At 63.6% G+C, this 12,313-nt stretch carries 9 protein-coding genes; all 9 read right to left on the reverse strand.

Features of this window, described 5'->3' with window-relative positions; all coding sequences use genetic code 11:
- Positions 1 to 7: 7 nt before the first annotated feature.
- The 9 genes from ACY65G_RS15915 to ACY65G_RS15955 all read right to left on the reverse strand — a co-directional run bounded on the left by ACY65G_RS15915 (position 8) and on the right by ACY65G_RS15955 (position 12,301).
- Positions 8 to 1,069 carry a hypothetical protein gene (locus ACY65G_RS15915; RefSeq protein WP_464998288.1) on the reverse strand — a complete coding sequence of 354 codons (1,062 nt, stop codon included), beginning with the start codon at positions 1,067 to 1,069 and terminating at the stop codon, positions 8 to 10.
- Positions 1,066 to 2,508: a nucleotide excision repair endonuclease gene (locus tag ACY65G_RS15920; protein WP_464998289.1), complete on the reverse strand. Its 1,443-nt coding sequence runs from the start codon at positions 2,506 to 2,508 to the stop codon at positions 1,066 to 1,068. Before ACY65G_RS15920 ends, ACY65G_RS15915 begins: the two co-directional genes overlap by 4 nt.
- A gap of 140 nt (positions 2,509 to 2,648) precedes the next feature.
- On the reverse strand, positions 2,649 to 3,092 hold the full coding sequence (locus ACY65G_RS15925) for a GtrA family protein (protein WP_464998290.1): 444 nt from the start codon (positions 3,090 to 3,092) through the stop codon (positions 2,649 to 2,651).
- Between the two features lie 2 nt (positions 3,093 to 3,094).
- The gene (rffA, locus tag ACY65G_RS15930; RefSeq protein WP_464998291.1) at positions 3,095 to 4,225 is read right to left on the reverse strand and encodes a dTDP-4-amino-4,6-dideoxygalactose transaminase; all 1,131 of its coding nucleotides are present in this window, start codon (positions 4,223 to 4,225) and stop codon (positions 3,095 to 3,097) included.
- A gap of 13 nt (positions 4,226 to 4,238) precedes the next feature.
- Positions 4,239 to 4,928 carry a GNAT family N-acetyltransferase gene (locus ACY65G_RS15935; protein ID WP_464998292.1) on the reverse strand — a complete coding sequence of 230 codons (690 nt, stop codon included), beginning with the start codon at positions 4,926 to 4,928 and terminating at the stop codon, positions 4,239 to 4,241.
- The gene (locus ACY65G_RS15940; protein WP_464998293.1) at positions 4,921 to 5,868 is read right to left on the reverse strand and encodes a glycosyltransferase family 2 protein; all 948 of its coding nucleotides are present in this window, start codon (positions 5,866 to 5,868) and stop codon (positions 4,921 to 4,923) included. Before ACY65G_RS15940 ends, ACY65G_RS15935 begins: the two co-directional genes overlap by 8 nt.
- The gene (locus tag ACY65G_RS15945) at positions 5,865 to 7,904 is read right to left on the reverse strand and encodes a hypothetical protein (RefSeq protein WP_464998294.1); all 2,040 of its coding nucleotides are present in this window, start codon (positions 7,902 to 7,904) and stop codon (positions 5,865 to 5,867) included. The genes ACY65G_RS15940 and ACY65G_RS15945 overlap by 4 nt, the downstream gene beginning before the upstream one ends.
- Before the next feature lie 178 nt (positions 7,905 to 8,082).
- Positions 8,083 to 9,300, reverse strand: a complete 1,218-nt coding sequence (locus ACY65G_RS15950; RefSeq protein WP_464998295.1) for a glycosyltransferase family 4 protein — start codon at positions 9,298 to 9,300, stop codon at positions 8,083 to 8,085.
- Positions 9,290 to 12,301 (reverse strand): glycosyltransferase, encoded by a 3,012-nt coding sequence (locus ACY65G_RS15955; protein ID WP_464998296.1) that lies wholly within the window; start codon positions 12,299 to 12,301, stop codon positions 9,290 to 9,292. Before ACY65G_RS15955 ends, ACY65G_RS15950 begins: the two co-directional genes overlap by 11 nt.
- Positions 12,302 to 12,313: the final 12 nt, after the last annotated feature.

Here is a 12,313-nt window from a genome sequence, read left to right on the forward strand (position 1 = left end):
TCAACAGTTACCCGGTTTGCAGCAGTGCCCACGTAGCAAGCACGATGGCAAGTATCGCCGGAGCATGTCGAAGCATGACATGAGGGAGACTCTTGGACTTGTTGATCAGGATTTCCAGGCTGTCGATACGCTTGGCCTGTGCTGCTACCTGGATATCAGCCGCTACCAAGGCCTGTGCCAAGTCCGCGGTAACCTGATCGATTGTTGTGCGTTGGGCGTCGATCAACGCGCGCTGTTCCGCTGACGTTGATTCCAGTTCCTTGAGTTGCGTGATCAGTCGCGCAGCCATGGCGTTCAGGTCAGCGATATTCTGCCACTTTCCTTGGCTGATGCCTTCAAATTCGTCGAGGCGAAGCTTTTCATTTGCGACACCTGCACCCAAAATGGCTAGGCCATGCTCAGCCTTGTGGGTCCGTTCGATTATATTGCTGACTGTCACCACTGTTTCGTCGTGGCGTTTGGCTTCCAGTTCTATCCGTGCAGTCATAGAGTCACTGAAAGCACGTAGGTCAACTAGATTTGCAGAGAAAAGCGCTAGCTGTGCAGTGTCTCCAGCCGCCCGGAGGTCTGCGGCCTCGATGTACCGATCGATGCTTTCCAGGCGTTCTTGATGCCGCTCGACCATTTCACTTTGAACCAGTTGGCCTGAAACCTGGTGCTCGAATTCTTCGAGGATAGCCAAAGTCGCCTCACGCTGGTTGCTGTCCAGTGTTTGGGTATCGTTCGTCAGATTCGTGATTTTCTTGACCAGCACTTCGTGGAACTGCTTCAGGAAGCCATTCTTCCTGTTGCTGACCTTCATTACAAGATCAAGGACTTTTTGCGTCACATTCAAGCTGAGCGCCAACTCGCCAGTAATATCGGCGAGATCCTTGTGATTGTCACCGTTCAAGGCGCCCCAGACCATTTTCCAGGTTCCTTTTTTGGCAACAGATTGCGACTTCGTTATAGCTGCATTACTTTGAGCAAGCGCTTCGGCAAGTTCCTTAAGATTCTGATTGAACTCACGTTCAAATGCGAGAAAATCATCCCGGTCTGTCGAGGCTACTGCGATGTTAGCTTGGCTCATCGACGAATCCTTTTGATGGTTCGTACATCAAATGCTTCGATTGCTCTGTGCGGCGTCAGTTGACGGATATGTGCAGTGGTCTTTATCTCGAAGTCGGCCGCCGATTGCATGTGCTCGCCGAGGGTGCCAATGAGTTGAAGTTCACTTTCCTGGACATCAATCAGACGCAAGCAGGCCGTACGCTGCGCTTCCTGCGCTTTATGATAGCCAGTATGGGTGGCCAGCAAGAAGTCGACCATTTTCGGAACGAACTTCTGCAACGAATGGCTTGATAGCCCAAAACCAATGGCCGAGATGGCCGCTGCGACGTAAGGCGCTAGTGGGCCTAACAGACCGACTAACTGGCTTTCGATGATCGGGTCGACCGCATCCCAGAACACGAGGGTCGCGCTGACAAGGATCGTTTCCGTAATCTTCCGGATCAACTCTTCGCGGGTCATGGAAGCCGCACCTTGGAAAAGACTCCATGCATTACTGCCCAGATCGAAGATATTTCGTGCCAGTTGGTAAATCTGTCGGATTGCCTTTGTCAGGGCATTGACAACGAACTCAAAAATCCCTTCAAGCAATTTCATGGGTTTGTCGATGATGCTCTGAATGACTGCCCATACTTTTGAAAAAAATCGCTTGATTCGATCCACGATCTTGGTCTTTCCTCCAGCAAAGATATCCACGAGCTCATCTTTGAGTGCTTTCATCATGGCGCTGGTGAGTTGCTCTAACACATTCCAGGCACTGTTCCCCGCTGCTTCTAGGGCTGCTCCAGCGGCAAGGCTGGCTGTGCTGCCTGACGCGTCCTTGAGCTTTTGCGCCTCGATATTAGTGCGCTTGCCCTGTTCGGTCTTCAGTTCCTCGCGTCGATTCGCAGAAGGCTTTTCGGTCTTGATCAGGTGGGCTTCCAGTGCTGCTGCGGTTTTTTCAGAGTCCATTACGACGAACCGAACAGTGCAGCCTGCATTCAATTCGGGCGCCAGTTTGTAGGGAGCGTTGTTTCGCTCTCCTTGCCTATATTCGTTGAGATGCCCTGCCTGCCAGCGCTTCTGCAGCTTGGTACTGTCACCCACATAAATCGCTTTGTCATCCTTGTCATAGACGACATATACGCCAGGTAGATTCGGCACGGCATCGAGTCCGGTGGCAACGCCGTTCTCCACAGTGAACTCGCCATCGAACTTCATTGTTGTAAGCGACGATATACCGTGTGTGAAGCTCTTTTCGATCATTTCTCGCCAAGCAACACCGCGATTGGCCACGTCCATCACGCTTGTTCCCGAAGTAGCTTGAAGCGTATCGTCGACTACTCCCATGGCATCGGTTGTCGTAGCATTCGGGCGAGAATTATTTTTATTGCGGTAGCCGGCAACCAGCTTGCGATTCGTATTATCGATCGCACGATCGACGATAAGATTGGCAAGCGGAGAAAGTGTCTTCGGTTCCATTCGTTATGATCCCTAGTATGTATTCAAGGCCTTATAGATAGTACTCGAATATTACTCGTAGTAATGGATTATTGACTACCTGTGTATACAAGGGAAATGTATGCGATCGGTGCGGCGCCATGCCGCACCTTCCCGGGTCTTCAGGGGTCCCGCTTCCTGAACGTCACGGTCTTGTGCAGCACATACGTCATCACGGGTCCGCACACGAGGATCAGTCCCAGGCCCACGGCATAGTGCCAGCCCATCAGTTCGACGAACGACGACAGCATCACCGCCAGCAGCAGGCTGGCGAGCGAGACGGCCAGGAAGGTCCGATACCGCGCCCAGGTGGGTGTCTGGCGAAACGTCAGGAGGCTGTTGCCGAAGAACGAAACCACGTTCGCCAGCGCGAAGCCGAGCACGTTGGCGCCCACCGGATTGGCGCCCAGGAGTTCCACCAGGGCCACTACCGTGCCGAAATGCAGCGACGTGTTGACGACGCCGATGACGCCGAACGTCAGCACCGACCGGTAGGCGACCAGCTGCCGGATGATCCGCTGCCGGATGCCGGGGGCGCGCAAGCCGGCGCTCTCCAGGTTCGCCATGGCTACAGAGCTTCCTTCAGCGCCGCTGCCACGCGCGGCAGGTGCTCGTCCAGGCCCACCCACATCGGCAGCCGCAGCAGGCGGTCCGACAGCTCGCCGGTCTGCGACAGGTCGCCGTGCGCGCGGCCATGGCGCAGGCCGGCCGGGGCGCTGTGCAGCGGCACATAATGGAAGACGCTGGAAATGCCCTGTTGCTTCAGTGCCCCGATTACCCGGGTGCGATGCTCCAGCGAATCGAGCAGGATGTAGTACATGTGGGCATTGTGCACGCAGCCATCGGGCACCTGCGGGCGGCGCAGCAACCCCTGTTCCTCGAACGGTGCCAGCAGTTCGTGGTACCGGTTCCACAGCGCCAGCCGGCGCGCCGTGATCGCATCGGCTTCTTCCATCTGCGCCCACAGGAACGCGGCGATCACCTCCCCGGGCAGGTAGGAAGAGCCGATGTCGACCCACGTGTACTTGTCGACCTGGCCGCGGAAGAACTGGCCGCGGTTGGTGCCTTTCTCGCGGATGATTTCGGCGCGCTCCGCGTACGCCGCGTCGTTCACCAGCAGCACGCCGCCTTCGCCGGCGATGATGTTCTTGGTTTCATGGAACGAGTAGGCCCCCATGTGCCCGATCGAGCCGAGCGGCCGGCCCTTGTAGGTGGACATGATGCCCTGCGCAGCGTCCTCGACCACGACCAGGCCGTGGCGGCGGGCGATGTCCATGATCGTGTCCATCTCGCAGGCCACGCCGGCGTAATGCACGGGCACGATCATCCGCGTGCGCGGTGTAATGGCGGCCTCGATCTTCGTTTCATCGATGTTCAGCGTATCGGGCCGCACGTCCACGAAGACCGGCACAGCGCCGCGCAGCGCGAATGCGTTGGCGGTGGAGACAAAGGTATAGGAGGGCATGATGACTTCGTCGCCTTCCTTCAGGTCCGCCAGCAGGGCGGCCATTTCCAGCGCCGCGGTGCACGAATGGGTCAGCAGCGCGCGCCGCGCACCGGTCTTTTCTTCCAGCCAGCCGTGGCATTTCTTGGTGAACATGCCGTCGCCCGACAGGTGGCCATTGGTATGCGCCTGGGCGATGTGCCACAGTTCCCGGCCTGTCATGAAAGGCTTGTTGAAGGGGATATGCGGTTGCATGAGTTTCCTTTGGTCAGGTGACGATCCGGTGGTAGACATCCTGCGGTGCATCGAAGCCGAAGCCCAGGGACGCATACAGGTTCAGAATGGCAATATTGGCCGCCGAAATGGAGCTGTGCACTTCGGTATGGCCCGCGGCGAACAGGGCACTCGCGGCAAGGTGCCACCAGTGCTTGGCGAGGCCGCGCCCGCGGGCCGAAGGCGCCACCGCGTGCAGTACGAGGTTCGCGCCGCTGTGGGCGATGAACCCGGCCAGCATGCCGTCTTCGTAGAGGCCCCAGCAGGCGCCGGCGGCCAGCAGCTGGCGCAGCCAGTTGTCGTAGCGCAGGTCGGCGCCGGCGCGGTCCAGCCGGAAATCGCGGTGGAACCGGCCATGCGCGAAGGCGCCATGGCAGATGGCGAGCGCGCCCCCGGCGTCGGCATGTTCCGCATCGATCCGTTCGATCGCGAGGCCCGCGCGTTCCGGCACGGCGCGCAGCCTGGCCGCCGTTGCGCGTGGCACGAGCAGCGTGTCGCAATAATGGAAGCCATGCCGCTGCAGCAGGGCCTTGTCGGCCAGCGGATCGACCTTGATCGTCTGCAGGCCTGCATGGCCATCGGCGCTGCGCAGCGTTTCGGCGTCGTATACGGCGATTTCCCATGCCGGCATGCCGAATGCCGCGGCATCGTACGGCGAGGGGCGGATCGGGCCGGCATCAGTCATCAAGCGCTCCGGCATTCGGCGTGAGGCGCCGCACGATGTACAGTGGGCGCTTCTTCACCTCGTCGAAAGCCTTGCCGAGGTAGATGCCGATGATGCCCAGGATGCCGATGATCAGGCCGCCGATGAAGTACAGCGAAACGATCAGGCTGCTCCAGCCCGGCACCGGCGAACCTTCCAGCAGCGCGCGGCCCAGGATATAGCCGCCGAACAGGAACGAGACGCCGGCCATCGTCAGGCCCAGGCGCGCGGCCATGCGCAGTGGCTTGTCGGAATACGCGATGATCGTGTCCGAGGCCAGTTTGAACAGCTTGGCGAATGTGTAGGTGGACTTGCCTTCGGCCCGCTCGGCATGCTGCACCTGGATTGCCGCTGTCGGAAAGCCCAGCCACTGCACGTGGCCGCCGAAAAAGCGCAGTTGTTCGCGCATCTTCGTGAAATTCTTCACCACCTTGCGCGACATGATGCGGAAATTGCCGCTGTCGCCATCGATGTCGAGGTCGGCCAGGTAGCTGAACAGGCGGTAGAACATCCACGAGGTGAGGCGCTTGAGCAGCGGATCCTGGCGCTCGCCGCGCAGGGCCAGCACCACGTCGTAGCCTTCCTGCGCCTTCGCGTACAGGCGTGGAATCTCTTCCGGCGCGTCCTGCAGGTCGCAATCCATCACCACCACCCACTCGCCCTTGCAGAGGTCGAGGCCGGCCGTGATGCCGTAATGCTGGCCGAAGTTGCGCGAGAATTGCAGACCAACCACGCGCGGGTCGGCAGCGGCCAGGCGCTCGATCACGTCCCACGAGCGGTCGGGCCCGCAGTCTTCGACGAGCACGATCTCGAAACGGGGGGAGACGGTTTCAAGCGCGTCCTTCAGGCGGCGGTACAGTTCGTCCAGGATCTTCTCGGCGCGGTACACCGGGATGACGACGGAAATCAGGGGCTGGGTCATGGTTGCTTCGATGGGGAAATCAGGGAATCGGTGGACGCCGCGGGAAGCCGGGCGATGCGCACGCCGCGCATGTCGATGCGACCTTTGCCGCTGGCGAAAACGCGGAACTCCACGGCGTCGCGGGCGTGCTTCGTCTCCACCGTCAGCGTGATGGGGCCGGTGCCGGGGGCACTCAGGGCATGCCTGGCCAGCACGTCCCGGCCTCCATTGGCCGAGACGTCCAGCGTGCCGAAATCGGTCACGCCGGCGCCACTCGTGCCGACGTCGAACGTGACCTGGTAGCGCCCGGGCGGCAGCGCCCGGAACGGCCCGAAATGCAGCGGGCCGGCGACGCCCGGCATGGCGACGAGGATGCCGTCTTCGATGGTGCCCACCTGGTGCAGCGTGCGTGACGTGACGGGATAATCGGCGGGTTGGCGCAGCGAACGGTCCCATGCGGGAAGCAGGGCCACGTTGCGCGCATAGACGAGCACGTGCCACCCTTCGAAATGGAGCGTGCGCACGGGGGCGCCGAGTTCGCGCGCCAGCACCTGCCGGTCCACCTGTGCCAGTTCTTCCGCACGCAGCAGCAGGAACGTTTCGCCCCGGTGATAATCCGGCTGGTACCAGCGGGTCGAAGACAGCCAGTTGGAAGGCATCGGCACGCCGTCGCTGATGTCCACCGGGCGAATGCGCACGCGATGGTCGCTCAGCACCGTCAGCTTGCCGGCGTTCCAGAACGTGGCGTAGCCATAGTCCAGGCGCTGGCCTTGCAGGAATCCGGCAAGGCGCGCCTCGGGCGTCGGCGTACCCGGGGCATGCTGTACGTAAGGGAGCAGGTAGGCGGCGGGCGCGCTCGTGGCCAGCGCGGCCAGCACCAGCAGCGCCGGGCGCCGCGGTCCGCCGCCGAGCCGGTCCACTGCCGCCACCACGAAGATCAGCAGCATGCCGAGCAGCGTGGGCACCAGGTAGCGCACCGTGCCGTCCGGATTCTGCACGTCCGTCAGCGAGGTCGTCAGCAGTAATGCCAGGTTCAGTGCCAGCGCGGTGCCCACGAAGGCGGCGCAGAATGCACGGCCGCGGTGCGCGCCTGCGAGCAGGCTGCACAGCGCGCGCGGCACCAGGTACAGTGCGGCGAGCGCTGCCGCGATCCGGATGAACTGGTAGGCACCATACGGCGAAGCCACCTTGCTGTCGAGGTGCGGCAAGCCGTCGAGCATCGCGATCGTCGAGCGCAGCACGGCCAGTGCGTTGGCCATGATGGCGGGAAAATCGCGCCAGACGACGGCGTTGGCTCCCGGCACGTTGAGCACGAACTGCATCGTGAACTTGTTCAGCGCCATGCCGCCCACGCAGGCGACAAGGAACAGGGCCAGGGTGCGCAGGTGGGAGGCGCCGCGCTCGCCGGTGCGCCGGTCGCGCTCCCACAATGCCAGTGCCGCCACCAGCATCGGCAGCACATAGAACACCACGGCGCGCTGCGGGTTGCTCCAGCAGACGATCACCGCCAGCGCACCCGTCAGCCCGCCCCAGGCCAGGCGTGCCGGTCCCGCCGCCCGCAGGTGCGACCAGTAGCCATACAGCAGGAAGCAACCCATCCAGAACATGGCGCCGTAGGCGGCCTGGCCATACACGTGCTCCGCCATCGGCGTGGACAGGCCGGCGCCGAGTACCGCCAGCCCGGCCCACGCGGCAGTGCGCGAAGCGTCGAGCAGCCGCACGAACATCCAGCCGCCAGTCAGGATCAAGGCGGCGGAAATGCAGCCGGCAACCGCATGCAGGGTGAACCCGTTGGGCATGAATGCCAGCAAGGGAACGATGAACACGTGGTTGTACAACACCCACAGGTCATTGTTGACATAGTTCCATTGGGGCGGGAAGAAGCTGCCCGTTTCGACGATTTCCTGTGCCAGCAGGTTCTTCACCGCGGCATCGGAATGAAAGATCAGCGAATAATCGACGAACAGAAAAAACAGCAGCAGCGCGATATTGGCCCCGAACAGCGCGGGCAACACGAAGCGACCCGGCCCTTCGGGGAGGAAGCGAGAAGGACGCATCTTTATTATTTTTTACAAAAGATGCGTATTATTTACCGGCTGGCGTTACTAGAGAAGAATTATTTCGCGCGAGTCATTTGAAAAATGCAACAGTTCGTTACAGCGCGTGTCGGCGGAATGGCAATATTGCTGCGCTGCCTATTCCTGTATGACCGCGCTATGGGGGGGCGTATTCCCGCTATGGCCTCGCCAGCCGCACGGGAGCCTGGGCAAACCATTCGCCATTCATGCAGCGAAGCAATTCGCGGGTACTGCCGGCCCAGTCGAGGGAGCGCATACCGGAGGAGGGCGGCGCGGTGCCTTGCTCATGCCGGTCGAACCATTCGCACAGCGCCGCGGCCATGGCGGCCGGCGTATCGGCATCGAAGAACCAGGCATGCTCGCCACCCACCTCGCGAAATACCGGCAGGTCGCGCGCGATCACGGGCAGGCCATGGCTGGCCGCTTCGATCAGCGGCAGGCCGAACCCTTCGCCGGCCGACGCCACCAGCAGGGCGCTTGCACTGCCATACAGTTTCAGCAGCAGCTCGTCGCTGGCGTGTTCCAGCCACAGGAGCCGCTTGCCCTGTTCGCCATGGTCGCGCAGGCGCTGCACCAGGTCGCCGACGTTCCAGCCCACCTTGCCGACGATGGCCAGGTTGACGTCCGCCCCCTGTTCCCACAGCAGTTCCAGCGCATCGAGCGCCTGCGCATGCATCTTGCGCGGTTCGAGCGTGCCCACCATCAGCAGGGTCGGCCGGGCAGTCACCGCCGCCAGCACGGCCTCGTCGCCGGGTTCCAGGCCATGGACCGGTTGTGCCTTCTCCAGGTCGGCGCCCAGGTGGGCGTAGCCCAGGTAGAGCGGCGTGGAGCGTGCCGGCGGATGTTCATCGCACCAGTCGAGCAGGTCGTTCATGGTGGCCTGTGAATTGCAGAGCAGGCCGTCCGCCAGTTGCGCCGCTTCGGTCAGCCAGCGGGTGAACCAGGCCTGGGCGCCGTCGAAGAACCATTCGGGATGCCGCACCGGCAGCAGGTCGTGCACGAAGAAATACAGCCGCACGCCGTGGGTTTTCAGGCTTTTCAGCACGGCCGCGTTACGCGGCACCTGTTCGGGCGCCAGGTCCAGTCCGAAGAAAATGTCGCCCGCTTTCACACTGATCGGCGTTTCTTCGCCCGCGGGCCAGGGCGACAGGCTGCCATCGGGTCCGGGCACGGGGGCGTGTGCATAGAAACCGCCGGCGTCGTAGACGGGCACCACGCGCATGCCCGCCGGTTCCGTTTCCAGCAGCGCGCCCAGCACGCCGCGCGTGACGCGCTGGATACCCGAGCGCGCATCCGTGCGCACCAGTTCCGACAGGTCGACGAGCAGCTGCACGGACCCCGGCGCACCGGCCCCGCGCCCGATATCAGCGGACATGGGCGGCACCCTCGCTCAGCACGAGCCACTCTCCGGCCAGCACGCCGGCCAGCGCGGCCGGCAGCCGTGCCGCGAGGGCCTGCCGCGCCGCTTCGGCATCGGCCGCGTCGGCGGGCACGTCGCCCGGCACCAGCCCGGCCTGCACCACGCCGCGGTTCGATACGTCCAGCACGGCGGCCCGGGCGTCCGGGTACAGCAGGCAGTCGCCCGGCTGCAGCGGCGCCACCGCATCCTCGAAGGGCAGGTCCGGCCGGCCGATCGCAGCCAGCGTGTAGCGGCGCGCGTAGCGATAGCGGCCATCGTCGAACCGCACCGGTTCCACGCGCCACGGTGCGCTTTCCGCGCCAACGAGGCGCACGACCAGCGCCCGCACATCGGCATCGTCCTCGCGGCCGGTCACGTCGACCAGCAGCTGGCGCGTGCCGCCCGGCGGATCGTTGGCCGAGATCGTGGCCGCCACCTGCAGCCAGTCGGCATCCGTGGGTTCGAACGGGCTTGAGATGTGCGCCAGGCTGTCGAGCAGGGCGGTGTAATGCGCATGCCTGCCGTTGCGGGCAAAGTCCTCGATGGCTTCGTGATACAGCCGCGCGGTGCGGGCCGGGTGGTGCTCGGTCGACATGTAGGCGTAGCCCGCATCCCCGACCTGCCGTGCGAACGCGGGGTCGGCGCGCAACCGTTCCAGTGCCGCCGCCAGTTCCGCGACCGTGAACTCGTCCGGCAGCCGCACGGCCACGTGTTCCGGCATCTCGGCCGCCGAGCCGTGGCGGTTGATGATGGTGGGAATGCTGTATGACAGGCAGTCCAGGATCGTGGCGGACGTTTCGCCGCGCGTGCGGGTGCGCAGTTGCACGGCGCAGTCGGCGGCAGCCAGGTACGTGCGGTACAGTTCCTGCGAAGCGAAGCCGGTGATGCGGATGCGCGGATGGCCGGCCATGCGGGCCGAGATCGCGTCGCCGAACGAGCCCACGTTGTTTTCGCCCACGAACACCAGGTGGCATTTCTTGTCGCGATGCAGCGGCGACTCCAGCCATGCTTCCAGGATGCGCTCGTTGCACTTGGTGATCGACATCAGACCGAAGCTGCAGACCAGGAATTCGTCATCGGCGATCGACAGCCGGGCGCGGGCCGCCGCGCGGTCGAACGGGCCGGGCAGCAGCCGCGGCAGCGCCACGAGGCGCCAGTCGTCCGCGCTGCCGGGACCGTACCAGTGTTCCGCCAGTTCCTTCGAATGCGACGAGTGCACGATGATGCCGGCCGCATGATCGAGCACGCCCCGGTTGCACGGATACTCGTAGTACGAGGCTTCGCGGCCTTGTTGCTTTTCATGCACCAGCGCCCGGTAGCCGTGCGCGTGGTACAGCGCCCGGCCGTAGCTGGCCGGATCGTTGCTCGCGGCCGAGATGAAGTGCAGCGCGCCGGACAGGAAGAAGTCGTGCAGGGCCACCACGCCGGGATACCGCTCCAGCAGGCTGAACATGTGCGCGTGGTAGGCCGAATTGCCGAAGTGGTACAGCACGCGGTCGTAGCGGCTGGCGTTCTGCTCGAACCAGTCGACGGTGCGCTGCGTGAAGTTGGACAGCACCCAGCGGTCGTCCACCGGGAAATGCTGCTGCACGATCACGTCGATGTCGTAGTAGCGCGCCAGTTCCGGCAGCATCTCCCCGCTCATGCCGGCGATGCCCGAGCGTTCCGGCGGCAGCGGCGACAGGTAGGCCAGGCGCGGGCGGCGCGGGCCGGTGGCCACGGGCGCCGCGGCAACGCTGATCGCCTGCGCCTGCCGGCGGCGATCGTGGGCATGCTCGAACGCGTCGAGCGCCTTGCGCGCGCTCGCATCCCACGAGAATTCCTTTGCCTGCACCAGGCCGTGGGCGCACAGCTCGGCATGGAAATCGCGGTCCGTCAGCACCTGCTGCATCTTCGCCGTGATCTGGTCGATGCGGTTCGGATCGAACAGCGCATCGGCGCGGCCGATCACTTCCGGGATGCTGCTGTTGTTCGAGCCGATCGTCGCCACGCCGCAGGACATGGCCTCCAGCGCGGGCAGGCCGAAGCCTTCCTGCAGCGACGGGAACACGAACAGGTCGGTGCTGTTGTACAGCGATACCAGGTCGTCGTCGGACACGAAGCCCGTCAGCACCAGGTCGCCATCCGGAATGCCGAAGCTCTTGCCCAGTGCCAGCAGGCGGGTGCGCTCGTGGTCCGGCACCGAGCAGACCACCGCCAGCTGGTGCGTTTCGCGCAGCGGGCGTGGCAGCTTCGAGTAGGCTTCGATCAGGCCCCCGATGTTCTTGCGAAAATCGATGCCGCCCGTGTACATGATGAACTGGCGGTGCAGGCCGTAGCGGGCGCGCAGCGCGGCATCGCCTTCCGGCGTCAGCTTTCGGGGCATGAAGATATCGTCGACCGCCGACGAGATGTTGGTCACCTGGTCCGGCGGCAGCTGCAGCGCATCGATGGCCTCGATGCGCGAGTGGCCGGAAATGGCCAGCAGCACCTGCGCGTTCTTCAGGCTTTGCAGCTTGCGGTAGTACCAGTTGGCCACGTGCGGGTCGGTCAGGTAGGTTTCCTTGCGCACCAGCGGGATCAGGTCGTACAGGGTCACGGCGGTATCGTGCCGGTGGCGGCCATGCTGCACCGAGACGCAGGCATCCTCGCCCAGGCCTTCGAACAGGCTCGAGACATGCACGATATCCGGCGCCAGGCCGGCCAGGTAGTGCTCGCGCACCCGCTCGGCGGCGCGCACGCGCCAGGCATTGGCGACCTGGTGTTCCCAGATGGCGGCCGGCAGCTGGTAGGCATTGATGTTCGATTGCGGGATGAGGCCGTCGAACACCTTGCGCAGGTTGGCCACGCTCTCCGGGAAGCGGCCGTTAACGGCCACGTGGAATTCGTGGCCGGCGCCCTGGCGCAGCATGCCCATCGTGAGGGCCATCGAATAACGGCCGATACCGCGGTGGGTGGAGGAGCCCTGGCAGGCTTGCAGGTCGAGTACGATACGCATGGAATCTCGTTG

It is taken from the genome of Pseudoduganella sp. jia 12 (assembly GCF_055502675.1).

What these genes read in the sequence shown, in the direction of transcription:
- ACY65G_RS15915 (WP_464998288.1), bottom strand. Translation starts at nt 1,069, where the DNA reads ATGAGCCAAGCTAACATCGCAGTAGCCTCGACAGACCGGGATGATTTT.
- ACY65G_RS15920 (WP_464998289.1), bottom strand. Translation starts at nt 2,508, where the DNA reads ATGGAACCGAAGACACTTTCTCCGCTTGCCAATCTTATCGTCGATCGT.
- ACY65G_RS15925 (WP_464998290.1), bottom strand. Translation starts at nt 3,092, where the DNA reads ATGGCGAACCTGGAGAGCGCCGGCTTGCGCGCCCCCGGCATCCGGCAG.
- rffA (WP_464998291.1), bottom strand. Translation starts at nt 4,225, where the DNA reads ATGCAACCGCATATCCCCTTCAACAAGCCTTTCATGACAGGCCGGGAA.
- ACY65G_RS15935 (WP_464998292.1), bottom strand. Translation starts at nt 4,928, where the DNA reads ATGACTGATGCCGGCCCGATCCGCCCCTCGCCGTACGATGCCGCGGCA.
- ACY65G_RS15940 (WP_464998293.1), bottom strand. Translation starts at nt 5,868, where the DNA reads ATGACCCAGCCCCTGATTTCCGTCGTCATCCCGGTGTACCGCGCCGAG.
- ACY65G_RS15945 (WP_464998294.1), bottom strand. Translation starts at nt 7,904, where the DNA reads ATGCGTCCTTCTCGCTTCCTCCCCGAAGGGCCGGGTCGCTTCGTGTTG.
- ACY65G_RS15950 (WP_464998295.1), bottom strand. Translation starts at nt 9,300, where the DNA reads ATGTCCGCTGATATCGGGCGCGGGGCCGGTGCGCCGGGGTCCGTGCAG.
- ACY65G_RS15955 (WP_464998296.1), bottom strand. Translation starts at nt 12,301, where the DNA reads ATGCGTATCGTACTCGACCTGCAAGCCTGCCAGGGCTCCTCCACCCAC.